At 66.4% G+C, this 24,336-nt stretch carries 20 protein-coding genes; 16 read left to right on the forward strand and 4 right to left on the reverse strand.

The genetic code is table 11. The features are described from left to right. Positions 1-242: 242 nt before the first annotated feature. Positions 243-746 (forward strand): PAAR domain-containing protein, encoded by a 504-nt coding sequence (locus tag BoBH3_RS23735; RefSeq protein ID WP_262333338.1) that lies wholly within the window; start codon positions 243-245, stop codon positions 744-746. Between the two features lie 158 nt (positions 747-904). Then, positions 905-1,258, forward strand: a complete 354-nt coding sequence (locus tag BoBH3_RS23740; protein ID WP_262333339.1) for a RidA family protein — start codon at positions 905-907, stop codon at positions 1,256-1,258. A gap of 124 nt (positions 1,259-1,382) precedes the next feature. Here BoBH3_RS23740 and tagH read toward each other — a convergent pair whose 3' ends face one another. Genes tagH through BoBH3_RS23755 form a run of 3 tightly spaced genes read right to left on the reverse strand, consistent with a single transcriptional unit; the run spans position 1,383 to position 5,246 of the window. After that, positions 1,383-2,804: a type VI secretion system-associated FHA domain protein TagH gene (gene tagH / locus BoBH3_RS23745; RefSeq protein ID WP_262333340.1), complete on the reverse strand. Its 1,422-nt coding sequence runs from the start codon at positions 2,802-2,804 to the stop codon at positions 1,383-1,385. A gap of 15 nt (positions 2,805-2,819) precedes the next feature. Next, complete coding sequence (locus BoBH3_RS23750; protein WP_262333341.1) at positions 2,820-3,368, reverse strand: DUF6931 family protein; 549 nt, start codon at positions 3,366-3,368, stop codon at positions 2,820-2,822. Positions 3,369-3,389: 21 nt separating this feature from the next. Further along, positions 3,390-5,246 carry a type VI secretion system Vgr family protein gene (locus BoBH3_RS23755; protein ID WP_262333342.1) on the reverse strand — a complete coding sequence of 619 codons (1,857 nt, stop codon included), beginning with the start codon at positions 5,244-5,246 and terminating at the stop codon, positions 3,390-3,392. A 118-nt stretch (positions 5,247-5,364) separates the two neighbouring features. Between BoBH3_RS23755 and BoBH3_RS23760 the strand changes: the two genes are divergently transcribed. The 10 genes from BoBH3_RS23760 (at position 5,365) to BoBH3_RS23805 (ending at position 18,093) form a co-directional block, all read left to right on the forward strand. Continuing rightward, a complete protein-coding gene (locus BoBH3_RS23760) occupies positions 5,365-5,922 on the forward strand; it encodes an OmpA family protein (protein WP_262333343.1) in 558 nt (185 codons plus the stop codon). 74 nt (positions 5,923-5,996) lie between these two features. Further along, a complete protein-coding gene (locus BoBH3_RS23765) occupies positions 5,997-7,472 on the forward strand; it encodes a type VI secretion system protein TssA (RefSeq protein WP_262333344.1) in 1,476 nt (491 codons plus the stop codon). A gap of 122 nt (positions 7,473-7,594) precedes the next feature. After that, positions 7,595-8,122 (forward strand): type VI secretion system contractile sheath small subunit, encoded by a 528-nt coding sequence (tssB, locus tag BoBH3_RS23770; RefSeq protein ID WP_262333345.1) that lies wholly within the window; start codon positions 7,595-7,597, stop codon positions 8,120-8,122. A gap of 33 nt (positions 8,123-8,155) precedes the next feature. After that, positions 8,156-9,661: a type VI secretion system contractile sheath large subunit gene (gene tssC, locus BoBH3_RS23775; protein WP_262333346.1), complete on the forward strand. Its 1,506-nt coding sequence runs from the start codon at positions 8,156-8,158 to the stop codon at positions 9,659-9,661. 139 nt (positions 9,662-9,800) lie between these two features. Further along, the gene (locus tag BoBH3_RS23780) at positions 9,801-10,283 is read left to right on the forward strand and encodes an Hcp family type VI secretion system effector (protein WP_262333347.1); all 483 of its coding nucleotides are present in this window, start codon (positions 9,801-9,803) and stop codon (positions 10,281-10,283) included. Between the two features lie 112 nt (positions 10,284-10,395). Continuing rightward, the gene (locus BoBH3_RS23785) at positions 10,396-10,902 is read left to right on the forward strand and encodes a type VI secretion system baseplate subunit TssE (protein ID WP_262333348.1); all 507 of its coding nucleotides are present in this window, start codon (positions 10,396-10,398) and stop codon (positions 10,900-10,902) included. A 4-nt stretch (positions 10,903-10,906) separates the two neighbouring features. After that, entirely contained in the window at positions 10,907-12,868 is a 1,962-nt protein-coding gene (tssF, locus tag BoBH3_RS23790) for a type VI secretion system baseplate subunit TssF (protein WP_262333349.1), read from the forward strand. Continuing rightward, positions 12,865-13,929: a type VI secretion system baseplate subunit TssG gene (gene tssG / locus BoBH3_RS23795; protein ID WP_262333350.1), complete on the forward strand. Its 1,065-nt coding sequence runs from the start codon at positions 12,865-12,867 to the stop codon at positions 13,927-13,929. The genes tssF and tssG overlap by 4 nt, the downstream gene beginning before the upstream one ends. A gap of 10 nt (positions 13,930-13,939) precedes the next feature. After that, a complete protein-coding gene (tssH, locus tag BoBH3_RS23800; protein ID WP_262333351.1) occupies positions 13,940-16,669 on the forward strand; it encodes a type VI secretion system ATPase TssH in 2,730 nt (909 codons plus the stop codon). Positions 16,670-16,818: 149 nt separating this feature from the next. Continuing rightward, entirely contained in the window at positions 16,819-18,093 is a 1,275-nt protein-coding gene (locus tag BoBH3_RS23805; protein ID WP_262333352.1) for a peptidoglycan-binding domain-containing protein, read from the forward strand. A gap of 83 nt (positions 18,094-18,176) precedes the next feature. Here the strand turns inward: BoBH3_RS23805 and glpD are convergent, their stop codons facing one another. Next, positions 18,177-19,727: a glycerol-3-phosphate dehydrogenase gene (glpD, locus tag BoBH3_RS23810; RefSeq protein ID WP_262333353.1), complete on the reverse strand. Its 1,551-nt coding sequence runs from the start codon at positions 19,725-19,727 to the stop codon at positions 18,177-18,179. Between the two features lie 170 nt (positions 19,728-19,897). On the opposite strand from glpD, the gene BoBH3_RS23815 reads away from it, so the two are divergent. The 4 genes from BoBH3_RS23815 to BoBH3_RS23830 all read left to right on the forward strand — a co-directional run. Next, the gene (locus BoBH3_RS23815) at positions 19,898-21,748 is read left to right on the forward strand and encodes a TRAP transporter large permease (RefSeq protein ID WP_262333354.1); all 1,851 of its coding nucleotides are present in this window, start codon (positions 19,898-19,900) and stop codon (positions 21,746-21,748) included. Positions 21,749-21,803: 55 nt separating this feature from the next. Beyond that, on the forward strand, positions 21,804-23,081 hold the full coding sequence (pncB, locus tag BoBH3_RS23820) for a nicotinate phosphoribosyltransferase (protein ID WP_262333355.1): 1,278 nt from the start codon (positions 21,804-21,806) through the stop codon (positions 23,079-23,081). A gap of 195 nt (positions 23,082-23,276) precedes the next feature. Further along, complete coding sequence (locus tag BoBH3_RS23825; protein ID WP_262333356.1) at positions 23,277-24,062, forward strand: hypothetical protein; 786 nt, start codon at positions 23,277-23,279, stop codon at positions 24,060-24,062. Between the two features lie 151 nt (positions 24,063-24,213). Next, positions 24,214-24,336 (forward strand): GTP-binding protein (locus BoBH3_RS23830; RefSeq protein ID WP_262333358.1); only part of this gene is annotated, 123 nt, incomplete at its 3' end.

The raw sequence follows: 24,336 nt of genomic DNA on the forward strand, positions 1-24,336 counted from the left end.
AGATTGCGCGCAATCTGATCGGATCACGCGTTCTCCATCGTAAGCTTGGAGTCGGATTCACCGATCAGGTTGGTTCAACCTGATCGGATCCGGCTCTGGCAAGTTTACATGGCTACTGACCAAGCGTCATTAAGGCAATGCTAGAGCGGCCATTTGTGGCCGCCGTCATTGACTCGAAGGACGCCTGTTTGAAAACCTCATGACAGGCTCACCAAGAGCAATCCGCCAGGCGGGAGACGACCATGCCCAAGGGACCGGCTGCGCGCACCACGGACCCCGTGCTGCATCCCCTGCCGGGTATCCTGACCCCGGGACCAGGCAGCCCCACCGTGCTGATCGGCGGCCTGCCGGCCTGGCGCGGCGTGCCGGCCGCTGCCGCCGCGGCGATCCAGGCGGCGAAGAACGTGGCCGATGCGACCGTCCAGGCAGCAGAGGCCGCGACGCTCGCCGCTGCCGGCACTCCCGGCGCGCCAGCGGCGCTGGCCGCCGAGATCGCGACGAAGAACGCCGTCTCCGCCAGCATGGCCGGCATGATCAGCGGCGCCTCCGGCGGCGCCGACATCCACAACTGCCTCACGCCCGTGCCGCCGCCCGTGCCGCATGGCATCGGCGTCGTCGTCGACGGCTCGGTGACGGTGCTGATCAACAATCTGCCGGCCTGCCGGCTGGGCGACACGATCGTCGAGACGCTCGGCCCGCCCAACAAGATCGTCATGGGCCTGCCGACCGTCATCATTGGCGGCTGATCGCACGGCGATTCAGGAACGCCGCGCAAGCGTCTGATCCGGAATCGGTCTTTGGCCGGCAGTCGCGGCTTATGTCGCGCGGCTGCTGCCGGCTTGACCGGACGGGGCGGGGAGGCCAAGCCCGCCATCCCGTTCCCTCCTTCGACCAGGACCTTGCCATGACCATCGAACGCATCGGGCTGACGGCCCGCTGGTGCGACGCCGCCATTTTCAACGGCATCGTCTTTCTCGCCGGCCATGTCCCGGAGAAGACAGAAGGGCTTTCGCTGACCGAGCAGACGCAGGAGGTGCTGGCGCTGCTGGAGGAGACGCTGGCCGATGCCGGCAGCGGCAAGGAGCGCATCCTCAGCGTCCAGATCTTCCTCACCGACATCAGCAAGATCGGCGAGATGAACGCGGTCTGGGACAAGTGGGTGGCGCCAGGCCATGCGCCGGCACGCGCGACGGTCGAGGCCAAGCTGGCCTCGCCGGGCTACGGCATCGAGATCACGGCGGTGGCCGCGAAGCGGTAATCGCGACCGCTGCCATAGCGTCATTCTCGGGCTTGACCCGAGAAGCTCCTGTTGGATCAGGCGCCGGAGCTACTGCGTCACGAGATGCTCGGGTCAAGCCCGAGCATGACGGCTGCGCCAGCCGTCACTTGCCGCCGCGGTCGTAGCACTCGGCGAAATAGATCATGAAGGCGTCGACCAGCCCGTTCTCGTAAGGGGCGGTCTTCGCTTCCCAGCGCGCGACATAGGCGTCCCACATCTTCGCCTTGCGCGAGCCGATCAGCCCGCCGATGCCGCCCTCGGGCGCCGTCGCCTCGGCAACGGCCTGCGGATCCAGGTCCTCGACCAGCATCTTCAGCGCGTGCTGCATGGCCGAATAGGTCTTGATCTGGTGGGCCTTCAGGTCGCGGAAGCTCTCGTCGAAGGCGCGCTTGGCATCGAGATAGCCGCTGCGCGGCTGGCCGAAGATCAGCTGCAGCGCGTCGTCCACCGTGGGCGAGAACTTCAGCGGGTTGTTGTCGTGCGCCTGGATCATCGTCTGGTTGGTGCTGCGGGCGATGCGCTTGCTCTCGGCGCGCGCCGCGAGCAAGCCCTTCAGTTCCTCGGCGACCAGCCGCATCAGCCCGCCGAGCTGTTCGGCGAAGGCGCCGGAATCCTGGGACGACAGCATCTGCGGCGAGACGCCCGCGCCCTTGGCGAAGCGCTGGATGAACTCAGCCGCAGAGATGGACATGGCTGGGGCCTGCGGCACCGGCTCGGGCGCGAAGGCGGGAGGCTGCGGGGTAGGAGGAGGGGCCGGAGCGAGTTCGGGCTCGGCGGCGCGCATGGGCTCCGGCGGCAGGGCCTCCGATTCGGAGGCGGGCTCGTCCCAGGGATTGGCAGCTGTCGGGTCGTTCGCGGCCGGGCGGCGCGGCGTCGGGATCGGCGGCATGGGCTCGATCGCCGGAGCGGGCTGCTGCTGCAGCGGCGCCCAGGCGAAATCGTCTCCCTGCGGCGGCGAGGGCAGAGCTGGCGGGGTGGACCAGCTTGGCGCGGGCGGTGGAGGTGGCGGCGCGGGCGCAGCGTCCGCCGCCGGGATGTCGGCGGCCCAGTCGATGAAGCTGGCATGGACCGGCTTGGCGTGGCTCGGCGGCATCAGGTCGCGACGGGAGATCGGCGGCGCGGCTTCCTCGCTCGGGGCCCAGAGCGATTCGGGCTGTGCGGCATAGGTCGGGGGCGGCGGCGCGGACATCGCTGCCTGCCCGGCCTCCTCGTCGATCACGACCGCGATGATGTAGTGGCCGATCTCGAGCCGGTCGCCATGCTGCAGCCGATAGGGCGACTGGACGCGATGATCGCCGCCGTTGACATAGGTGCCGTTGGTCGAGATGTCGCGCAGCCAATAGGCGCCATCGCGGAAGCGGATCTCGCAATGGCGGCCGGAGACGGCGCGCGTGGGATCGGGCAGGGCCCAGTCGAGATGCTGGTCGCGGCCTATATCGAGGCCGCGCCCGCCGCTGGTGGTGACGCTCAGCGGGCCACCATCGGGCAGCGAGGTCTCGTTCTCGATCGTCAGTGTCAGCGCCATGGCGGCGAACAGCCTCTAGCCTTTGCCCGTCTCGTCCTTGGCCAAACGAATGCACGCTTCGACGGAAGCACGCAATGCGCCCTCGCGGTCCCGTGCAGAGAGGCGGTTGATGGCGTTGAGCACGGCGATTCGGGCCATCTTGGCCGTCAGGTCGGGCGGGCAGGGCACGCCATGGCTTTCGACCATGCTGCCGCCGGAATAGCCCGCCGCCCAGGCGACCCAGGTTCCGGGCCGGGCGCGGTCGCCCGTCTGCGCGAGCTTCAGGGCATCGAATCGCGTGCGGTCGCCGGGCTCGCGCACCCAGGCTTCGGCCGCGGCGAGGCCGGGGTCCTGCTGGCCCGGCGGCTGCATGCCGCGCACGGCCTGCAGCGCCCACCAGACGGCTTCGCGCCGGGGCAGCACGAAGGCGCAGAAGCCGACCGCCTCCATCGGAGCCGGCCCCATGACGAGGCGGCCGAGGAAGGCGAGCGGAGGCTCGGTCGTGGGCGGGGTCAATATGACCTCGGCCGCGGAGGGAAAGGTCTCGAAGACCTCGCGCGTTGTGTTGAAGCGAAGGCGGGACATGATGGTGCCGATCTCTCTGCCTCAGTTGATCTGCACCATGGCGCCCTTGACCACGACGATGGCGTCGCTCTGCACGTCGGTCTGGGCGATGCTCTTGATGCGGATGGTCGGGGAGGAGATTTCGATGCTCGTCGGCGTCATCTTGATCGTGCTCTCGCCGACCTTGAGGTTGATCTCCATCATCGCCTCGACGTCGAGCTTGCCCTGCTGGATATCGAGCTTGTCGTCGCCCTTCTTCAGCGTGGTCTCGCGCGAGTAGCCGCTGCCCCGGAAGTTCGAGCCGATCTCGCGGGTCTCGATGTTCTGGACGATGACCTTGTGGTCTTTCTCGGCGTGCATTTCGAAAACCTCTTCGCCATCGAGGTCCTCGAACTTGATCTCGTTATAGCGGCCGCTGATGCCGCCACCGCTGGTCGATTCCGACTTGAGGCCGGACTGGGTCTTGTTGCCGGGCAGGTCGTAGGGCGGCTTGTGCTGGTCGTTGACCACCGCGCCGGTGACGAGCGGCAGGTCGGGATTGCCCTCGATATATTCGACGATTACCTCCTGGCCGATGCGCGGAATGACCTGGCCGCCCCAGTTCTTGCCCGCCCACATCTGCGCGACACGTGTGCGGCAGGAGGTCGATTCGTCCTCGCGGTCCCAGTGGAAGCGCAGCCAGATACGGCCGTACTCGTCGACGTCGATGTCGCCCTCCTGGCCCTTGTTCTTCTCGCCGACCACCTTGGCGGTGTGCGGCCCGTAGACGGTGGGGCGCGGGGTGACGATCGGCGCGCGGAAGCGCCGGTCCGCCTTCTGCAACTCGTAGGTGCCCTGATAGACCCCGTCGTCGCCGCCCCCGGAACGATAGCTCTGCGAGCCATAGGCGTGGTTGGCGCGGACGACGAGATAATCGCCATTCTCCGCGCCGGTGGGATGCTCGGCGAGTTTCATCAGCGCGCCGGGATAGAGGCTTGGGGCATCGCCGGCGGCGTGGCGGCGGTCGTCCTGGGCCTGCTCGGCCTGCGCCATCACGCGGGCGAAATGCTCGCCCTTGTCGCGTTCGGTATAGGCAGCCGGGTAGTCGTAGGCTTCGTAGGACTTGGCTTTCTTGAAGCCTTCCTCGGCGTTGGCCGTGAGGTCGGATTCCGATTTCTCGAAATCATAGTCCTTGAGCTGGAACTTGCCGGTGCGCAGCCGGCGGATCGTCTGCCATTGGGTTACGTGCTCGATCTGCGTCCATGACATGCGGCTGCCGGACGGCACATAGGCATAGGCGGAGGCGGTGCCCTTGAAGCTCGGCTCGGCCGCCGCCTTGACCTCGTCATGGCCCGAGCGGGAGTCGCAAAGCACCATCTGGTGATCGCCGTCGCTGTGCTTGAAATAATAGTAGATGCCGTACTGCTCCATCAGCCGCAGCACGAAATCGAGGTCCGTCTCACGGTACTGCACGCAGTAGGGGATCGGATCGGGCGATTCGCTGGTGCGGTCGCGGAAGCTGGCCGAGCTCTCCTTGCCGAAGATCTTCTTGATGATGTCGACCGGCGTCATGTTCTTGAAGATGCGGCAGTCGGCGCGTTGCGAGAGCAGCCAGAGCCAGGGCCTCAGCGTGAAGCGATAGATGTACAGGTCGTCCTGCTTGCCGAGCCATTGCGCATCGATCAGCGTGCCGTTGAGCACGCGCTCACTCTTGTTCTTGAGCGTGAACTTGATCGAACACTTCTCGCCGATGATGTTTTGCAAGTCGGCATTTTCCGTCTTGCTCGCGGCTTCGATGCTATATGTAAACAATTCGCTCAAAGCTTCGTCGGCTTCAAAGCGGATAAGCGCAAATTCATCTTGGCCAGAAGGCGTCACAAAAGACGCGGTTCTTTGACCTTGCCCTAAACTGGCAGACATCAATAAGTCCTCTCGCCAATTGAACCTATTTTTGCCTTGACGCAACTAACGGTCAGAGTCATCGTCGATGCCTCAAGTTTTCATTCGCCGAACGGCGCAACTTATCGGGAGGGTTCCCATGCGCAAGTTGACCGTGTTCATGACCTTTGTCGCGCTGAGCGGCATTTCGGTTCTCTCCGCGGCGGTGCCTGCCGCAGCGCAGACCTACAAGGCCGACGACATCATCAAGCATTTCGGGCCGGCGGCGGCGCCCAAGCCCCCGGTGACGCGCGGGCTGTGCATCGGCACAGAGGCCGAATGCGCCAAGGCCGGCCATGTCGTCGAGGCTGCCAAGCCGCCCTCCGGTTTCGATCTCGTCGTGAGGTTCAAATACAACTCCGACGTGCTGGAGCCGGATGCCAAGCTCAACCTCGACGAATTCGCCAAGGCGCTGAAGACGCCGCAGCTCTCCAGCCAGACCTTCATGGTCGAGGGGCACACCGACGCTGCCGGCTCGGCAGGTTACAATCTCGAGCTGTCGGAACGTCGGGCGCAGGCCGTCGTGCGCTATCTTGGCGAGCGCGGCGTGAGCGCCGCCAAGCTCGTCCCGAAGGGCTTTGGCCAGAGCCGGCCTGTCGTGTCCGACCCGCTCTCCGGCGACAACCGCCGCGTCGAGACCCGGCTCCGGACGCAGTGAAGACCTAGATCCAGAAATTCTCAGTACGGCCCGGGCGATGTCCGGGCCGCATTTTTCTGCAAACGGGGAGTGCGATGGCGGCCCTGAATTTCGCCGAACTGACCAAGCCGATCTCGGCCGACGAGCCCTGTGGCCCGGATCTCGAGGACGATCTCGATTTCAACAATGTCACGGCGCGACTCGAGGTCGTGCTGCCGGCGTCCTATTTCCGGCGCGACGACGAGGGGCGGCAGGTCGCCTTCGACCGCACCAGCATCGAGTTTCCTCCCGCCTTCGCCGACCTCGGCAAGCTGTTGGCGCGCACACGGGATCTGCGCGTGCTGGTGCTGGCGGCCAAGCTCATCATCCTCAACCGCGATGTCGCGGGCTTTGCGGCCACGCTCTCGGCCATCGCCGATCTCCTCGGCAGCTACTGGGAGGAGATGCATCCGCGCGCGCTCGACGGGGATTACATCATGCGCGAGGTCGCGCTGCAGGGTCTCGACGAGCTGCCGACGATCGTGCTGCCGCTGCAGCATGCGCCGCTCTTCGTCAGCCGCCGCATCGGGCCCTTCATCTTCCGCAGCCAGCTCGTCGCCAGCGGCGAGACGCGCGTCGTCGAGGGCGAGCAGCATCCCGATGCCGGCGCGATCCAGGCGGCGCTCGGCGACATCGATATCGACGACCTGACCGGGGTCCTCGGCCATGTGAACGCCGCACGCGACGCGCTCGTGCGGCTGCGTGCGATCTGGCTCGAGAAGGTCGGGGCCGATCATCCGCTCAGCTTTCCGCGCCTGGCGGCAGTGCTGGACCAGATGGCCTCCTTCCTGGACTCCGCGGTTGCGCGGCGTGTTCCGGGCCATCAGGCGGCCGGGGCGGAGCCGGAGGCGCCCGTCGCGCCGGGGGGCTCCGCGGTCGCTCGCAGCGCCGCGCCCGGCAGTCTCACCGATGTCATCCAAGTGAAGGATACGCTCGCTGCCTGCCTCGCCTACTTTCGAAAAACCGAGCCATCGAGCCCGGCCGTCCTGCTCATCGGGCAGGCGCAGCAGCTGATCGGAAAATCCCTGATCGAAGTGATCCAGATCATGTTTCCCGACCATGTCGACAAGGCAGTGTTCGAGATCGGCGAAGCCCGCCGGTTCCAGCTGCCCCTCGAAAGGCTACCCGCGTCCGATAGTGGCGGCGAGGAGAGCTACAGCGAGGAAACATATACTGAGGAGAGCTACGCCCAGGAGAGCGATGGCGAGGAGGCGGAGACGGAGGCTGCGGCCGATGAGAACGCCGAAGCCGGGGAGGGCGACGAGGGGAATGGCGGCGAGACTGCCGTCGATGAGCCCGCGCCCGCCCTGCTTCCCCAGCCGGTCCAGGCTGCCACCGCAGTCGTGATCGGCAACCGCACGGATGCCGTGAGCGCCATGAAGGCGGTCGCGTCCTTCTACCGTCAGGTCGAGCCTTCGCACCCGACGCCGCTGCTGATGGACAAGGCTTGTGCGCTGGCGCAGCATGACTTCATGTCGCTGCTCGGCTCCATCCTGCCGGATGTCGCACAGATTCCGCAGGCCGACAGTTAGGGAAGTTTTCTGTCGACCGCTTGAACCTTTCGCCTCGATCGAGCGACTATATCGATGACGGACGAAAACAGATAGGCTGTCACGCTACGTCCGCGTGACTCGAATGCAGAGGGGCATGTCACATGGCCGGAGATTCGGGACAAAAGTTCATCCGCCGCAATAGGCCTCCTCGGGTGCACATCACCTATGAGGATCCCTACAATGCGGAGCAGAAGGTCGAGCTGCCTTTCGTCATGGGCGTGCTGGCCGATCTCTCCGGCAACGCCTCGGCGGTCGAGAAGTCGGATATCGCGCAGCGCAAGTTCCTCGACTTCGACATGGACAATTTTGACCAGCGCATGGCCGCGATCGAGCCGGCGGCGTCGTTCAACGTGTCCAACAAGCTCTCCGAGAACAGCGACGACAAGCTCCCGGTGGCGCTGAAGTTCACGAAATTCGATGACTTCAACCCGGCGTCCATCGCCCGCCAGATCCCGGCGACGGCGAAGCTCCTGGAGGCGCGCGAGCAGCTCGCCAACCTGCTGCGCTACATGGACGGCAAGATGGCGGCCAGCGACCAGATCAAGGCGCTGCTCGCGGATCCGCAGCTCATGGCGGCGCTCAAGGACAAACTCGGCAAGCCCGAGGCGTCCGAAGACAAATCGAACTGATACGGCCAGCAGGCGAAAGCGAGCGAGGCGGCAATGGCAGCGGAAGCACAGTCCCAGCAACCCGGCGGCGCAGCCGTTGAGACCCGTGAGGCGGAGGACTTCTCGTCACTCCTGAAGCAGAGCTTCAAGCCGAAGACGGAACGGGCGGCGACGGAAGTCGAAAACGCGGTGGCGACCCTGGTCAACCAGGCGCTGGCGGACACGACCCTGATCAAGGGCGACGTCATCGACACCATCGAGGAGATGATCGCGCGTCTCGACGCGAAGCTCTCCGAGCAGATGAACGAGGTGCTGCACGCACCCGAATTCCAGAAGATCGAGAGCGCCTGGCGCGGTCTCAACTACCTCGTCTTCAACTCCGAGACCGACTCGCAGCTGAAGATCAAGGTGATGAACGTCTCCAAGAACGAACTCGCCCGCAACCTGAAGACCTATCCCGGCGCGCGCTGGGACCAGAGCCCGCTGTTCAAGCAGGTCTATGAGCAGGAGTTCGGTCAGCTCGGTGGCCAGCCCTTCGGCTGCCTGGTCGGCGACTATCACTTCAGCCACACGGCGACGGACGTGCAGCTCCTGCGGGACCTCTCCAAGGTTGCCGCTGCCGCGCATGCGCCCTTCTTCGCCGGCGCCGAACCGACCCTGATGGGCATGGACAGCTGGACCGAGCTTTCCAACCCGCGCGACCTCGGCAAGGTGTTCGATACGCCGGACTATGCGGCCTGGAAGGGCCTGCGCGACGCGGCGGACTCCCGCTATGTCGGCTTGTGCCTGCCGCGGGTCCTGTCCCGGGTTCCCTACGGCGCCAAGTCCGAGCCGGTCGAGGAGTTCGCCTTCGAGGAGGACACCGACGGCCACAAGGGCGAGAAATACGCCTGGATGAACGCGGCCTACGCCATGGCGGTGAACATCAACCGCGCCTTCAAGGAATATGGCTGGTGCACGCGCATCCGCGGCGTGCAGTCGGGCGGCGAGGTGCTCAACCTGCCGACGCATACCTTCCCGACCGACGATGGCGGCGTGGACCTGAAGTGCCCGACCGAGATCGCGATCAGCGACCGGCGCGAGGCCGAGCTGGCGAAATCCGGCCTGATCCCGTTGATCCACCGCAAGAACACCGACAAGGCCGCCTTCATCGGCGCCCAGTCGCTCTACAAGCCCAAGGCCTTCTCGGGGCCGGACGGCGCGGCGGCCACCGCATCCGACAATCTCTCGGCGCGGCTGCCCTACATGTTCGCTGTGTCGCGCTTCGCGCACTACCTGAAGTGCATGGTTCGCGACAAGGTTGGCTCCTACAAGGAAAAGGAGCCTCTGCGCCGCTGGCTGCAGGAATGGATCACCGACTACATCGACGGCGATCCGATCAATTCCAGCGAAGATACGAAGGCCCGACGCCCGCTCTCCGATGCGCGCATCGACGTCTTCGAGGACGAGGAGAACCCTGGCTACTATTCGGCCAAGTTCTATCTCCGGCCGCACTTCCAGCTCGAAGGCATGGATATCGGCCTGAGCCTGGTGTCGCGACTGCCAGCTCCCAAGCAATGACCGCCACCTGACCAGCAGGTGACGGCAACAAGAAAAATCTTCGGCGCGCCCGCCGCTCGAGGCAGCGCGACAGGAGAAGTGTGTCCGCAAACCGCTCGCATGAGCGAGCTTCACGACAAGTCAGATACCGGAGGTAAAAATGGCTAGCGACTTCCATCTCGAGATCGACGGCGTCAAGGGCGAAAGCGAGGACGGCAAGCACAAGGACCAGATCGAGGTCCTGTCCTTCTCCTGGGGTGCCACCAATGCCGGCTCGCATGCGGCGGCAGGCGGCGGCGGCGCCGGCAAGGTGTCCTTCCAGGACGTCCACTTCACGTCCTATGTCTGCAAGGCCTCGCCGCTGCTGATGGCGTTCTGCGCCAACGGCAAGCACATCACCAAGGCCACGCTCCACGTCCGCAAGCAGGGCGAGAAGCAGCAGGAGTTCTATACGGTCACGCTCGAGGACCTGCTGGTCTCGAGCTACCAGTCCGGCGATGCCACCGGCGGCTCGGTCCCGACCGACCAGTTCTCGCTGAACTTCGCCAAGATCAAGTTCGAGTACAAGCCGCAGAAGAAGGACGGCACGCTCGACGCGCCCGTCACCCAGGGCTGGGACGTCAAGAAGAACGAGAAGACCTGAGCCGAAAGCGCCGGCCCCGGCATCGCGCCGGGGCCGGCTCTCCTTCCCACCGCGACGCAGACCCGAGGCCATGGTCGATCCGATCTCGAAGAAGCGGCTGAGGCCGCCTTTGATGTTCGCATTCAGGGAAGCGCATCTGGAGAAGGATGCGAGAACCGCGCTCGACCTGCGGGACGAGGGCGGCGAACGCGTGATCGCGCAACGCCGCGCCGCGCCCCGCGCCGCCATCACCGAACAGAAGCTGAGGCGCGAGATCGCGATCGACCTCGATGCGCTGGTCAACACCATCAACCTGGAGTCCGCATTCGACCTCTCCGGACGAGAGAACGTGCGCCGCTCCATCCTCAATCACGGCTTCCCCGACATGACCCGGCTGACGATCGACGAGCATCGGGTCGACAGCATCCGCGTGGATCTGGCGGCCGTGCTGCTGCGCTACGAGCCAAGGCTGATCGCCAAGTCGATCGCCGTCGAGCGCGATACCTCGCTCGATCCGGCCGAGCTCAAGGTGCGCTTCCTGGTCCGGGCCGATCTCAATTGCGAGCCGCTCAACGTGCCGGTCGAGTTCGTCGCCGATCTCGAGCTCGATACCGGCAAGATCGCGATCAAGGGGCGCTGAGGCTGTGAATCAGGAGTTTCTCGACCTCTACGACCAGGAACTCCGGCTCTTCATGGAGCACAGCAAGGAGTTCGCCGAGGAATATCCGGGCATCGCCGAGCGGCTGGGCGGGCTCGCTGGCGAGCGCATGGACCCGATGGTCGGCGGCCTTCTGGAAGGCGCGGCTTTTCTCGCTGCCCGCGTGCAGCTCAAGCTCAAGCACGAGTTCCCCGAATTCACCAACAACCTGATCGAGCAGATTCTGCCGAACTATCTGGCGCCGACGCCTTCGGCGCTGCTCGCGGGCGTGACGCCGCCCTATTCCGACCCGGGCTTACGCGAGGGCGTGCGCATTCCGCGCGGTTCCTATCTCGATGCCACCTATCTGGAGCGCGAGCGGCGCGTGGCCTGCCGCTACAGGCTCGGCGGCGACGTCACGCTCTGGCCTTTCGAGATCACGGCTGCGGAATACATCCCCGCGCCCGGGCCGCTGCAGGCGCTCGGGCTCAAGGTGGGGCCGCGCGCGCTGGCGGGCCTGAGGCTCACCCTGACACATCGCGTCATGGCCGATCCGGAGCAGGAGCCTTCGCCGGCGGAGGCGCTCAAGAACCCGGCGAGCTGGTTTGCAGGCTGCCGCACGCGGGAGCTGAACTTCAACCTTCTCGGCACCGAGGGAGAGGCCGTCGCGCTCTACGAGCAGCTCTTCGCCAATTGCACCGGCATCCATTTCCGCCATCTCGACGAGTTCGGCGATCCGGTCGTGACCCCGGCCGAGGGCTGCCGGCTGGAGCAGATCGGCTTCGAGGAGGACGAGGCGCTGCTGCCCGGAGACACGCGCGTCTTCCGCGGCTTCGACCTGCTGCGCGAGCTGTTCTGGTTTCCGCGCAAGTTCCTCGGCTTCCAGCTTACCGGCCTCGCGCCGATCATGCCGAAGCTGACGGCCAAGACGGTCGACATCGTCTTCATCTTCGACGAGGTGAACGCCCGCCTGCCCGGCGCTGTGCGCAAGGAGATGTTCGCGCTCTATGCCGCGCCGGCCGTCAATCTCTTCGAGAAGACGGCCGATCGCATCCCGGTGAAGAGCAACCAGCACGAGTTCCATGTCGTGCCGGACCGGAGCCGCCCGCTCGACTATGAGCCGCACAGCATCCTCTCCGTCCATGCGCATTATGTCGGCGGGCAGGATAAGCAGCCGGTCCATCCGCTGTACTCGTCGCCGGAAGGGGCCTCGCCGGTGCATGGGCTGCATTACACGCAGCGGCGGCTGCCGCGGCGCCGCTCGGCAGCGGAACGCCGGCACGGCCAGGTTTCCGACTATACCGGCACGGAGATGTTCATCTCGCTCGTCGAGCCGGCCCGGGTGAACGACGCCGCCTCAGTGGCCGAGCTCAGCGTGCGTGCGCTGTGCTCGAACCGCCACCTGACCGAACATCTGCCGACCGGCGTCGGCGGCGCCGATTTTCGCCTGATCGATTATGTTTCGCTGGATGTCGTCTGTCTCGCCGGGCCGACCGCGCCGCGCGAGCCGATCGTCTCCCAGCTCAAGCTGCGCTCCGAGACGGCCTCGACGGGCGTCGTGACATGGCGGCTCATCAACCTCATCAGCCTCAACCAGCTCGGCCTCGTCCAGCGCGGGGCGGGGCAGAATGGCGAGGCGCTGCGGGAGCTGCTCTCGCTCTTCGCCGATCTCGCGGACAGCGCCACCGAGCGGCGCATCCGCGGCATCAAGAGCGTCGACAGCCGCCCGGTGGTGCGCCGCTTTCCGCAGCGGGCCGGGACGGGCGCCGGGCGCGGCCTCGAGATCACCGTGCTGCTCGACGAAAAGGCCTTCGAGGGTTCCGGCGTCTTCCTGCTCGGGGCGGTGCTCGACCGCTTCTTCGCCGAATACGCGGCGATGAATCATTTCACCCAGACGGTGATCCGCACCGTCGAACGCGGCGAGGTGATGCGCTTTCCGCCGCGTGCCGGAGCGAGGCGAATCCTGTGACAGAGGACGCCGCTGCCCCGATCGAGAAGGAGGCGAGCTATCAGGCGCGGCTGGAGGCCGAGCCCTGGCGCTTCGACTTCTATGCGGTGATGCGCCGGCTGGAGCGCAGCTTCCCTGATCGTCCCCGCATCGGCGAGGTCGCGACGCGGCGGGAGGAGTATGTCGCGCTGGGCGAGCAGCCCTTCCTCGATTTCCCGGCCTCGACCATTGCCGAGGCGGACCGCGATCTGCAGGGCCGGCTCAGGCTCTTCGTCAAGTTCCTCGGCTTGCTCGGCCCGCAAGGCGCGCTGCCGCTGGCGACGACGGAGGAAAGCTATCAGTGGGGCATCGCCCATGACGATGCGTTCCCGCGCTTCCTCGACATCTTCAACCACCGCTTCCTGCAGCTCTTCTATCGCGCCTGGGCCAATTCGCGGCCGATCGCGCAGCATGACCGGCCCGATCTCGACCGCTTCGCCGCCTATATCGGCAGCATGATCGGCCTGGGCTCGAAGCCCTACGCCAACCGGGACACGGTGCCCGATGCCGAGAAGCTCGCCCATGCCGGGCTCATGGGCGCGCAGGCGAAATCGGCCTCGCGGCTGCGGCGCTTCCTCGCCGGGCTGTTCAAGGCCGATGTCGAGATCGAGCAGTTCGTCGGCATGCGGCTCGTCTTCGACCCCGCTGACCGGACGCGGATCGGGTCTGTGCATTGCACGCTCGGCGGCGACGCGTTGCTGGGGGCGAGCGTCTACAGCGTCGAGGACAAGTTCCGCGTGAAGATCGTGGCGCGCGACCTGAAGCAGTTCGAGCGCTTCCTGCCCAACGGCGACCGCTGCGAGCCGCTGGCCGATGCCGTCTTCTTCCATCTCGGCGATCAGTTCGAATGGGATGTGGAGCTCGCGCTGCCTGTGGGCGAGGTGAAGCCCGTCACGCTCGGCCGTTCCGGCCATCTCGGCTGGACGAGCTGGATGGCACCCAATTGGGATGTCGAGGCCGGTGCGCTGCGCCGCGACGCCCGCTTCCACCCCGCAGAAAGCCTGCGCCTGAAACGAAGCCGCGCCGCGGCCGGCAGACATTGAGGGAATTTCCATGGCCGACATCAGCCTCGAAGCCGTCACGGGCAAGCTCAACCGTATCGGCTACGATACCTTCCTGCAGGCGCTTCGGCAGGCCAAGGGCGCCGGCAACCGCAATGTCGAGCTGGCGCACTGGCTCGTCCAGGTTCTGCAGGGCGGCACCAACGACCTGACCCTGACCGCGGACCATTACAAACTCGACCGCGCCAAGCTCCTGATGGATCTGGGCGGTGTCGTCGAGGGCTTCCGCCGCAACGAGACGGAGATGCCCGGCATCGCCAACCACATCGTCGATATCCTCGACCGTGGCTGGCATTACGCCACGCTGTTCTTCGGCGAGACGCAGATCCGGACGGGCCATCTCCTCGTCGCGGCGCTGAAGTCGAACGATCTGCGCCGGACGCTGACCGGGCTGTCGAAGGAATTCGCCAAGATCCCGGTCGACGAGCTTGCCGCGGGCTACGGAAAGATCTGGGAAGGCTCTGAAGAGGAGAACCTGCGGCCGATGGACGGCTCGGGCCTGCGTGCCGCCGGCACGCCGGGCGCGGACGCCGCCGAGGGGCCGAAGGGCACGACTGCGCTCGACCGCTTCTCGCAGGACCTCACGGCCAAGGCCAAGACCGGCACGATGGACCCGATCCTCGGCCGTGATGAAGAGATCCGGCAGGTCATCGACGTGCTGATGCGCCGGCGCCAGAACAACCCGATCCTCACCGGCGAGGCCGGCGTCGGCAAGACCGCGATCGCCGAGGGCTTCGCCCAGCGCGTCGCGGCCGGCGACGTGCCGCCGCCGCTGCGCGGGGTCAAGGTCTGCTCGCTCGACATCGGCTTGATGCAGGCCGGCGCCTCTATGAAAGGCGAGTTCGAGCAGCGGCTGCGCTCGGTGATCGACGAGGTGCAGTCCTCGCCGACGCCGGTGATCCTCTTCATCGACGAAGCGCATACGCTGATCGGCGCCGGCGGGCAGGCAGGAACGGGCGATGCCGCGAACCTGCTGAAGCCGGCGCTGGCGCGCGGCACGCTGCGCACCATCGCCGCGACGACCTGGTCGGAATACCGGCAGTATTTCGAGAAGGACCCGGCGCTGACCCGCCGCTTCCAGCCGGTGCAGGTCGACGAGCCTGACGTGGCGCGCTGCTGCACTATGCTGCGCGGACTGATCGGCCCGATGGAGAAGCACCACAAGGTGCGCATCTCGGACGCCGCCATCGTCGCGGCGGTGAGCCTGTCGCATCGCTACATCCCGGCCCGGCAGCTTCCCGACAAGGCGGTGAGCCTGCTCGACACGGCCTGCGCCCGCGTCGCGATCAGCCAGAGCGCGACGCCCGCCGCCATCGAGGATGCCCGTGTCGCCATCAATGCACTGGAGCAGGAGAAGGCGGCGCTGACGGCCGATGCCGACCTCGGCACCGAGAGCGAAAAGCGGCTCGGTGAGATCGCGGCGGAAGTCGCCGAGAAGCAGGAGAAGCTGGCCGCGCTCGAAGCCGCCTGGGCGAGCGAGCTCGCCGTCGTCGAGGAGATCAAGGCGCTGCGCACCAAGCTCGGCGAGGCGGGCGACAGGGGCAATGGCAAGGCAGCTCCTGCAGAGGCGGGGCCTGCGGCTGAGGGCGAGGCTCCTGTGGCCGAGGCCGCTGCGGTCGAGCCGGCCGCCGATCCGGCCGAGACGCGCGCAGCGCTCAACGCGAAATTCGCGACGCTCGGCGAGATCGATCCGGCCGAGCGCATGATCTACGCCCATGTCGACGAGCAGTCGGTCGCTTCGGTCGTCTCGGACTGGACCGGCATCCCGGTCGGCCGGATGGTCAAGGACGAGATCGAGACCGTGCTCAACCTCGCCGAGACGCTGAACAAGCGCGTGGTCGGGCAGGGGCATGGCATCGGCATGATCGCGAAGCGCATCGAGACCAACCGCGCCAAGCTCGACAACCCCAACAAGCCGATCGGCGTCTTCATGCTCTGCGGCCCCTCAGGCGTCGGCAAGACCGAGACCGCGCTGGCGCTGGCGGAATCGCTCTATGGCGGCGAGCAGAACGTCATCACCATCAACATGAGCGAGTTCCAGGAGGCGCATACCGTCTCGACGCTGAAGGGCGCGCCTCCCGGCTATGTCGGCTATGGCGAAGGCGGGCGGCTGACCGAGGCGGTGCGGCGCAAGCCCTATTCGGTGGTGCTGCTCGACGAGGTCGAGAAGGCGCATCCGGACGTGCACGAGCTGTTCTTCCAGGTCTTCGACAAGGGCGTGATGGAGGACGGCACCGGCCGGCGCATCGACTTCAAGAACACGCTCATCATCCTGACCTCCAATGTCGGCACCGACGAGATCATGAGCATGTCCGCCAACGGCGCGGCCAAGCCCGATCCGGAGGCGATGGCGGTGAGTTTGAGGCCCGCGCTGCTGAAGGTGTTCCCGCCGGCGCTGATCGGGCGTCTGGTGCCGATCCCCTATTACCCGCTGTCTTCGCAGATGCTGGGCGGCATCGTCAGGCTCCAGCTCGGTCGCATCGGCCGGCGGCTGGCCGAGAACCATCAGGCCCGCTTCACCTATGACGATGCGGTGGTGGAGCACATCGTCGAGCAGTGCAATGACCCGGATTCGGGCGGGCGCATGATCGACAACATCATCACCAACTCGATGCTGCCCGCGCTCTCCCGCGCGATCCTCAACCTCCAGCTCGAGAAGAAGCCGCTGACCGAGGCGAAGGTCTCCGTCGAGAATGGCGGCTTCGCCTATCAGGTGTCGTGAACCGCGGCCGCCGGCGCTGCGACTAAGGGTGGCTGGAGGCCGCTCGCCCGCTCGGGCGAGGTCCGCGCTCCGGCTTGTCTATGGATAAGCGACTGGTCGTGCGGCGGCTTTCAGCTGCCCGACCGGGTGCTGCGGGCCGTGAGGAATCGATGGTTGCTCTTTCCAAATACGCCGATTGGTGGGACCAGCAGAAAGCTCAGACCGAAACGATCCTGAACGAATGGGTACAGGACAATCCGCAATGGTGGGCGGTTGCGGTCGCGACGAGCGTACAGACCTCCATGGATCTGGGCGCCGGATTCGTCGATGTGCTGCGTTTCGGCGAGGGCATGTACGAGGGTGGCGTGAAGGGCTACGGCAAGGATGCGTTGCGCATGCTCGCCATCCTCGGCCCGCTGGGCAGGGCCGGCGGGGTGCTGTCGCGTGTCCTGAACATGCAGATGATCAGGCTGGCGGTGAAGGTGAAAGGCGTCTCCGGGCCCTGTACCTTCCAGGCGGTGAACAACCTCACTGCGATCATTCGCGGCAAGAGCTACTTCATCACCGTAAGGGACATGGCGGCCGCGGTGGGGCGGCCGATCGGCTCGCTGGTGCGGAATGAAGCGGGCAATCTTCAGCTGAGCTCGTCGGTCGAAAAGGCGATCGAGTTCATGATCTCGCAGGGCATCAAGGTCTCGCGGATGGCCCAGGCGAAGACCGTCAAGGACGTGGCCCGGCTTGCCGAGACCGAGGACGGGGTGGTGATCTTCGCCATCCGCTGCGTGGTCAAGACGCCTGCGGGCAAGCTCAAGGATATCAAGCACACCGTCATTGCCGTGCGGGACGCCGTGGGCCAGGTGCGCTTCGCGGACTATGGCGCCCAATACTTCACATCACTGGAAGCTCTTGTGGCGAGATGGGGCACGCTGCAGGGCAGCATGGGCCTCATGCAAAATCAGGTCGTCGGCGTGGTGCGCACCATGCAGATCACCTCGTTGCTCGAAAGCTCGCTTTCGCTGGTGCCGGGATCAACCATGCTGATCGCGGGGGTGACGGCGCTGGAGACGCCGGACGGAGTCGAGTTCGCGGCGCCGGTCGCCATCACGGCGACGTCGGCGCCAGCTCAGCGCGACCCGGCGCCTCCCGAGATCGTCAAGGCAAGCTTCGACGCCTACAAGGAACGCAGGCAGGGCAAGACGGTGATCCGCATGCCGGAGATCGTCATCAAGGCCGGCCAGAAGACCGCGCCGCGCCCGGAATACCTCACCGGCGTGCAGTTCCGGCTGAATGCGCTCGGCTTCGGCGCCGGGCGGGTCGATGGGATCAAGGGGCCGAAGACCAGCCGGGCGGTAACGAAGTTCCAGAAGGCCTATCCGCCGCTCAAGGTCGACGGCATCCCCGGCCCGAAGACGCAGGAGAAGCTCGTGGAGATCTGTGGCTTCTGAGGTCTCGGCTCAAACGCCTCGGGCTCCTTGTCGAACTGATTCCGTATCGGCGCGCAAATATCTGTGCCGATGCGGAAATCCGCTCAGGCAGGGACGCTGGCGCCTTGCTGCATGAAGGCATCCAGCGCTTCCCGTTCCTGCTGCGAGAACCGCAAGCCGAGCTTACCCCGACGCCAGAGCACGTCCTGCGCAGTGCGTGCCCATTCCGCCTGCATCAGGTAGCGCACCTCGCGCTCGTAGAGACCGGCGCCGAAGTGGCGGCCGAGATCGGCGATGCCCTTCGCGTCGCCGAGGATGTCGCGGGCGCGCGTGCCGTAAGCGCGGACGAGGCGCGTCGCCGTCTTCGGTTCCAGCCAGGGATGGGCGGCGGCTATCTCGCCGACCAGCGCCTCGAAGTCGCCGATGGGAAAATCGCCGCCGGGCAGGGCGCCGGCAACCGTCCATTGGGCGCGGGCGGCCCAGGGAGCGTGGGGCGTGAGCTTCTCGATCGCCGCTTCGGCAAGGCGGCGATAGGTGGTGATCTTGCCGCCGAAGACCGAGAGCATCGGGGCTAAGCCTTCCGGGGCGTCGAGCGTCAGCACATAGTCGCGCGTCGCCGCCTGGGCCTTCGAGGCGCCGTCGTCATAGAGCGGGCGCACACCGGAATAGGTCCAGACCACGGAATCCGGCTCCACCGGCCGGCGGAAATACTCGCTCGCCGCCGCGCAGAGATAGGCGATCTCGTCGGGCGTCGCCGCGACATCCGCCGGATCGCCGTGATAGTCGCGGTCGGTGGTACCGATCAGGGTGAAGTCCTGCTCGTAGGGGATGGCGAAGATGATCCGGCCATCCGCATTCTGGAAGATGTAGCAGCGGTCGTGCTCGTAGAGCTTGGGCACGACGATATGGCTGCCCTGCACCATGCGGACGGCGGCCTTCGCATTGGTATGGACGACGCCATTCAGCACCTCGCCGACCCAGGGGCCGGCGGCGTTGACGAGCGCGCGGGCCCAGACCGTCCGGCTGCCCTCCGGGCCTTCCGCCACGAGCTGCCAGAGGCCGTTATCGCGGTGCGCCGAGACGACGCGGGTGCGGGTGTGGATCGCGCTGCCGCGCACGGCGGCGTCCATGGCGTTGAGCACGACGAGGCGCGCATCCTCGACCCAGCAATCGGAATATTCGAAGGCCTTGGCCCGATCATCCTTGAGCGGCCGGCCCGCCACGTCACGGGCGAGGTCGAGCGTGCGTGTCGGCGGCAGCAGCTTGCGGCCGCCGATATGGTCGTAGAGGAAGAGCCCGAGCCTCAGCAGCCAGGCCGGGCGCAGGCCCTTGTGATGCGGCAGCACGAAGCGCAGCGGCCGGATGATATGCGGGGCGATGGCCCAGAGCCGCTCGCGCTCCATCAGCGCCTCGCGCACCAGCCGGAACTCGTAATATTCGAGATAGCGCAGCCCGCCATGGATCAGCTTGGTCGAGCGGGAGGAGGTGGCGTTGGCGAGGTCGTCCTTCTCGAACAGCACGACGGAGGCGCCGCGCCCGGCCGCGTCGCGGGCGATGCCGCAGCCGTTGATGCCGCCGCCGATGACGGCGAGGTCGTAGGGAGAGCCGGGATCGCTGCCGAAGCCGGGGGCGGGCGGAGTCTTCTCGGAGGCCATGCCTGTCTTCTGGAACCGGGAATCGGAGCGGCAGTGGTCATCCAAGCCCGGCCGGGCCGATGCCACAAGCCCGCTCCTGCCGCCAGATCATGGGCGCTGTCAATTCGGATCGCTTGACGCAGGCGCCGCGAGGCCGGAACTGGGCTGAGGGCTCGGGGCGCGACGGCAGGATGAACGCAGCGGAACAGCAGGGGGGAAGGGCGCAGGCGGCCGCGTGGCTGGAGGCCGGGCTGCGGCGAGGGCTCGGAGCGTTGGGCGCAACCCTGCTGCTGGCGCTTTTCCTCGTGGTGATGGCGGCTGTGCTGCGGCGTTACCTGTTCGGTGGCGGCTTTATCTGGTCGGACGAACTCGCGATCTGGCTGCATCTGGCGCTGATTGCGACGGGCGCGCCGCTGGCCGTCACGGGCACGCTGGCGATGCGGCTCGACGCAGTGGTGCGGCTCCTGCCGGAGCGGCTCCGGCGTATCGCCGCCGTGCTCGCCGAGGCCATTGCCTTTCATGGCGCGCTGGTGCTGGCGGCCGGCGGCTTCAGTGTCGCGACGCTCGTCGGCGGCCATTCTACCGTGCTCGGCCTACCGGAATGGTTGCGCTTCGCCATCTTTGCCTGCGGTGGTGGGCTGACGGTGCTGGCGCTCTTCCTGCGAGCCGGGCTCGAACGGGGGTGGCTGAGCGCGGCAGCGTCGCTTGCGCTCGGCCTCGGGCTCTACGGGCTGGCGCAGCTCTCCTTCGATCTCTTCGCGACGTCGAGTCTCATTGCGGCGCTCGTGGCCGGGGTGGGGCTTCTGCTCGGCGCGCCGCTGCCCTTCGCCCTGCTGGCCGGCGCCTCGCTGACTGGCCCGTTCGGCGCGCTGCTGCCGGAGCCCGCCATCGTGCAGACCCTGATCGGCGGTGTCGGCAAGTTCCTGCTGCTGGCGATCCCCTTCTTTCTGCTAGCCGGCGAGCTTCTGACCGCTGGCGGGCTGGCCGAGCGGCTGATCCGCTTCGCCGCGACGCTGGTCGGGCATTGGCGGGCGGGGCTGGCGCAGACGGCGCTGGTCGCGAGCGTGCTGTTCTCGGGCGCTTCCGGCTCCTCAGTGGCGAACGCCGCCTTCGGGGCGAAGGTGATGGCGCCGACGCTGGTGGCGCGCGGCTATCCGCCGGCCAATGCGGCGGCCATCGTCGCGGGCGTCTCGATGCTCGACAACATCATCCCGCCCTCGATCGCCTTCCTGATCCTGGCGAGCGCGACCAACCTTTCCGTCGGTTCGCTGCTCGTCGGCGGCTTCGTGGCGGGCGGCGTGCTGGCGCTGGCGCTCGCCATCGGCATCCATTTCAGCGTCCGCGGCGTCGTCGATGCTGCGCCAAAGGCGAGCGCTGCCGAGCGGGGCAGGGCGCTGATCGGCGCCATTCCCGCCATCGGGCTCGGCATCGTCGTCGTGGTTGGCATCCGTTTCGGGCTGGTGACGGTGACCGAGGCGTCCGCGCTTGCCGTCGCCTATGCTGCCGTCGCTTGTCTCGCCCTGCGCAGTCTGAATGCACGCGGTGTCCTCACCGCCTTGCGCAAATCGGCTGCGGAGGCCGCGGCCATCGGCCTGCTGATCGGTGCGTCGGCGCCTTTCGCTTTCCTGCTAGCGGTGGACCGCGTCTCGGAGCAGATGGCCGGGTTGGTCACGGCGCTCGGCGCCGGCCCCTATGCGGTCATGCTGCTGGCCAATCTCGTGCTGCTGGTCGCCGGGCTCTTCCTCGACATCGGCGCCGCGATCCTGCTGCTGGCGCCGCTCCTGCTGCCGGTCGCCATCGCCGCAGGGCTCGACCCGATCCAGTTCGGCGTCGTGCTCGTCGTCAACCTGATGATCCACGGGCTGACGCCGCCGCTCGGCATCCTGGTCTATGTCGTCAGCGGCATCATGCGCGTGCCGGCCGGCGCCGTGTTCCGGGCTGTGCTGCCGCTGCTCGCCACGCTGCTGGCGGCACTTGCGGCGCTATCGCTTGGCATGGCTGCGTGGCCGGCGCTTGCGCCGCGGCTCGCGGCGTTGTTCTGATGCGGCCAGCTTTCCAACGCCTGAGCGCGCGAGCCTGCCCGGACCTGATGCCGTCATGATCTACACCGATATCGCGACGCGGACCTACAATCATGGCTGGCGGCTCGACCCGATCATCCGCAGCCTGCTCGACACGGATTTCTACAAGCTGCTGATGCTGCAGATGATCCGCGCCTTCCATCCGCAGGTGCAGGTCACATTCTCGCTGATCAACCGCTCCAAGCACATCCGCCTCGCCGACATCGTCGACGAGGGCGAGTTCAGGGCGCAGCTCGACCACGCCCGCTCGCTGCGCTTCACCAAGAACGAGCTGATCTGGCTGGCGGGCAACAGCTTCTACGGCAAGACTCAGATGTTCTCGCCGGAGTTCATGGCCTGGCTCGCCGACTTCCAGCTGCCCGATTACGACCTGCGCAAGGTCGATGGGCAGTATGAGCTGCATTTCGAGGGGCCCTGGACCCACACCACCATGTGGGAGGTGCCGGCGCTCGCGATCATCAACGAGCTACGTGCGCGCCGCGTCATGGTTGGCCAGAAGCGCTTCTCGCTCGATGTGCTCTATGCCCGCGCCAAGGCCAAGATGTGGGACAAGGTCGAGCGGCTGCAGAAGCTGCCGAATCTCAAGCTCTCCGATTTCGGCACGCGTCGGCGCCACGGCCATCTCTGGCAGCGCTGGTGCGTCGAGGCGCTGAAGGAGGGGTTGGGACCGGCCTTCACCGGCACCTCCAACGTGCTGCTCGCCATGGATGCCGATCTCGAAGCGATCGGCACCAATGCCCACGAGCTGCCGATGGTGCTGGCCGCGCTCGCCGATACCGACGAGGAGCTGCTGCGCGCGCCCTATCGCGTGCTCGACGAATGGCGGCAGGTCTATGGCGGCAACCTCCTGATCGCGCTGCCGGACGCCTTCGGCACCGGGAGTTTCCTGCGCCATGCGCCGGACTGGGTCGCGGACTGGACCGGCTTCCGCCCCGACAGCGCCCCGCCGATTCCCGCCGGCGAGACGATCATGAAATGGTGGGAGGAGCACGGGCGCGATCCGCGCGAGAAGATGCTGGTCTTCTCCGATGGGCTCGACGTCGATGCGATCGAGCGCGTCTACCGCCATTTCGACGGCAGGGTCCGCATGGCCTTCGGCTGGGGTACTGATCTGACCAACGACCTCGTCGGCTGCTCGCCGGACGGCTCGCGCGCGCTTGATCCGATGTCGCTGGTCTGCAAGGTCTCGAAGGCGAACGGCCGACCAGCGGTGAAGCTCTCCGACAATCCCGAGAAGGTCTCAGGCGATCCGGAGGCGGTGACGCGCTATCGGCGGGTGTTCGGCGTAAAATGACGTAACGTCAGAAATTCATGTTGCTATTATGTTCTCTGCGCGCGATGCTGCCCTCGGGTTGGGGAACTCGACATGCTGCGCTTACTGGTTGTGTTGCTCGCGGCTGCAGCCGTGCTTGCCGCTACGGCGGTTTCGATCGCCGAAACGATAGGACGTGAACGTCTGAACGAAGCTCGGCCTCTCAGCGAGGCCGATATGGCAGGGCTGATCACGACCATGCTCAAAGGTCGCGCGGGCGTCAGCGCCGTGCGCGTCGAAGCCGGCGATTTGGTCTTCAGGGCATCCGGTCACGATGTCCGGATGGGGTTGGCCCCGCTCAGCGCGCAATTCAACGCCTTGCCAGACGCGAAGAGCCGACAGGGCGCTTTGGACAAGCTGATGCAACGCGTCACCGAGGCGGCGGCCGGCCAGTCCGCACCCAAGCCCGATGCGGAGCGCAAGCGGTTCATCGCGGCTCTGATCCCTGTCATGAAGAACCGATCCTATGTTGAGCAGTTCGCCGCGGCGGCTCGCAAGCGCGGGGATCTCAACGCGCGGTTGCTGCATGTTCCGCTGGAGGGCGACATCATCGTCGCGATGGGGCTCGATCTGCCGAAGATCACGCGCTTCGTTGCGGTCGGCGAGGGCGGCTCTTATGGAATGAGCGACAAGGACGTGCTTCGGGCGGCCCTGGACAACTGGGTCCGGCGCGTCGACCGGATGCAACTCCGTGACTTTGGAAAGCTGCGGGCCTTCCATTTCGGCGAGGGCGACTACAACGCGTCGATCCTGCTCCTGGAGAACCCCTGGAAGGACGTTCCGAATTTGCCGCGGAATGTCGCCATCGCCGTGCCATCGCGCAGCGTTCTCGCATTTGGAGACGCTGACGATCCCGAGGCGGTCGATGCGCTGCGCGAATTGACCAAAGCTCCGGACAACGGCTTCCCCGTCAGCAAGCTGCTCTACAAGCTAGGTCCGAAAGGCTTTGCCGTAATGCCCTGAGCCTCTCGGCGCGGATTTTGGAGCCATGCCGCGGCCGATGGAGGCAAGTCGGCGCTGTGTGTATGCGCGCTGCCTTGCATCCCGCTTCAAAACACCCTAATGCGACCCCGTTTCAAGGGCCCGGAGGGCCGCCTTCGAGGACAAGGGTGTCATGGCCAAAGAGAAGTTTTCGCGGAACAAGCCGCACTGCAACATTGGAACGATTGGTCACGTTGACCATGGCAAGACGTCTTTGACGGCTGCGATCACGAAGGTTCTGGCCGAGACGGGCGGC

The organism is Allobosea sp. BH3 (assembly GCF_025499465.1).
Classification (GTDB): Bacteria; Pseudomonadota; Alphaproteobacteria; order Rhizobiales; family Beijerinckiaceae; genus Allobosea.

What these genes read in the sequence shown, in the direction of transcription:
- tssC (WP_262333346.1), top strand. Translation starts at nt 8,156, where the DNA reads ATGGCAGCGGAAGCACAGTCCCAGCAACCCGGCGGCGCAGCCGTTGAG.
- BoBH3_RS23760 (WP_262333343.1), top strand. Translation starts at nt 5,365, where the DNA reads ATGCGCAAGTTGACCGTGTTCATGACCTTTGTCGCGCTGAGCGGCATT.
- BoBH3_RS23735 (WP_262333338.1), top strand. Translation starts at nt 243, where the DNA reads ATGCCCAAGGGACCGGCTGCGCGCACCACGGACCCCGTGCTGCATCCC.
- BoBH3_RS23815 (WP_262333354.1), top strand. Translation starts at nt 19,898, where the DNA reads ATGAACGCAGCGGAACAGCAGGGGGGAAGGGCGCAGGCGGCCGCGTGG.
- BoBH3_RS23750 (WP_262333341.1), bottom strand. Translation starts at nt 3,368, where the DNA reads ATGTCCCGCCTTCGCTTCAACACAACGCGCGAGGTCTTCGAGACCTTT.
- BoBH3_RS23755 (WP_262333342.1), bottom strand. Translation starts at nt 5,246, where the DNA reads ATGTCTGCCAGTTTAGGGCAAGGTCAAAGAACCGCGTCTTTTGTGACG.
- tagH (WP_262333340.1), bottom strand. Translation starts at nt 2,804, where the DNA reads ATGGCGCTGACACTGACGATCGAGAACGAGACCTCGCTGCCCGATGGT.
- glpD (WP_262333353.1), bottom strand. Translation starts at nt 19,727, where the DNA reads ATGGCCTCCGAGAAGACTCCGCCCGCCCCCGGCTTCGGCAGCGATCCC.
- BoBH3_RS23780 (WP_262333347.1), top strand. Translation starts at nt 9,801, where the DNA reads ATGGCTAGCGACTTCCATCTCGAGATCGACGGCGTCAAGGGCGAAAGC.
- BoBH3_RS23765 (WP_262333344.1), top strand. Translation starts at nt 5,997, where the DNA reads ATGGCGGCCCTGAATTTCGCCGAACTGACCAAGCCGATCTCGGCCGAC.
- BoBH3_RS23740 (WP_262333339.1), top strand. Translation starts at nt 905, where the DNA reads ATGACCATCGAACGCATCGGGCTGACGGCCCGCTGGTGCGACGCCGCC.
- tssH (WP_262333351.1), top strand. Translation starts at nt 13,940, where the DNA reads ATGGCCGACATCAGCCTCGAAGCCGTCACGGGCAAGCTCAACCGTATC.
- BoBH3_RS23805 (WP_262333352.1), top strand. Translation starts at nt 16,819, where the DNA reads ATGGTTGCTCTTTCCAAATACGCCGATTGGTGGGACCAGCAGAAAGCT.
- pncB (WP_262333355.1), top strand. Translation starts at nt 21,804, where the DNA reads ATGATCTACACCGATATCGCGACGCGGACCTACAATCATGGCTGGCGG.
- tssB (WP_262333345.1), top strand. Translation starts at nt 7,595, where the DNA reads ATGGCCGGAGATTCGGGACAAAAGTTCATCCGCCGCAATAGGCCTCCT.
- BoBH3_RS23825 (WP_262333356.1), top strand. Translation starts at nt 23,277, where the DNA reads ATGGCAGGGCTGATCACGACCATGCTCAAAGGTCGCGCGGGCGTCAGC.
- BoBH3_RS23785 (WP_262333348.1), top strand. Translation starts at nt 10,396, where the DNA reads ATGTTCGCATTCAGGGAAGCGCATCTGGAGAAGGATGCGAGAACCGCG.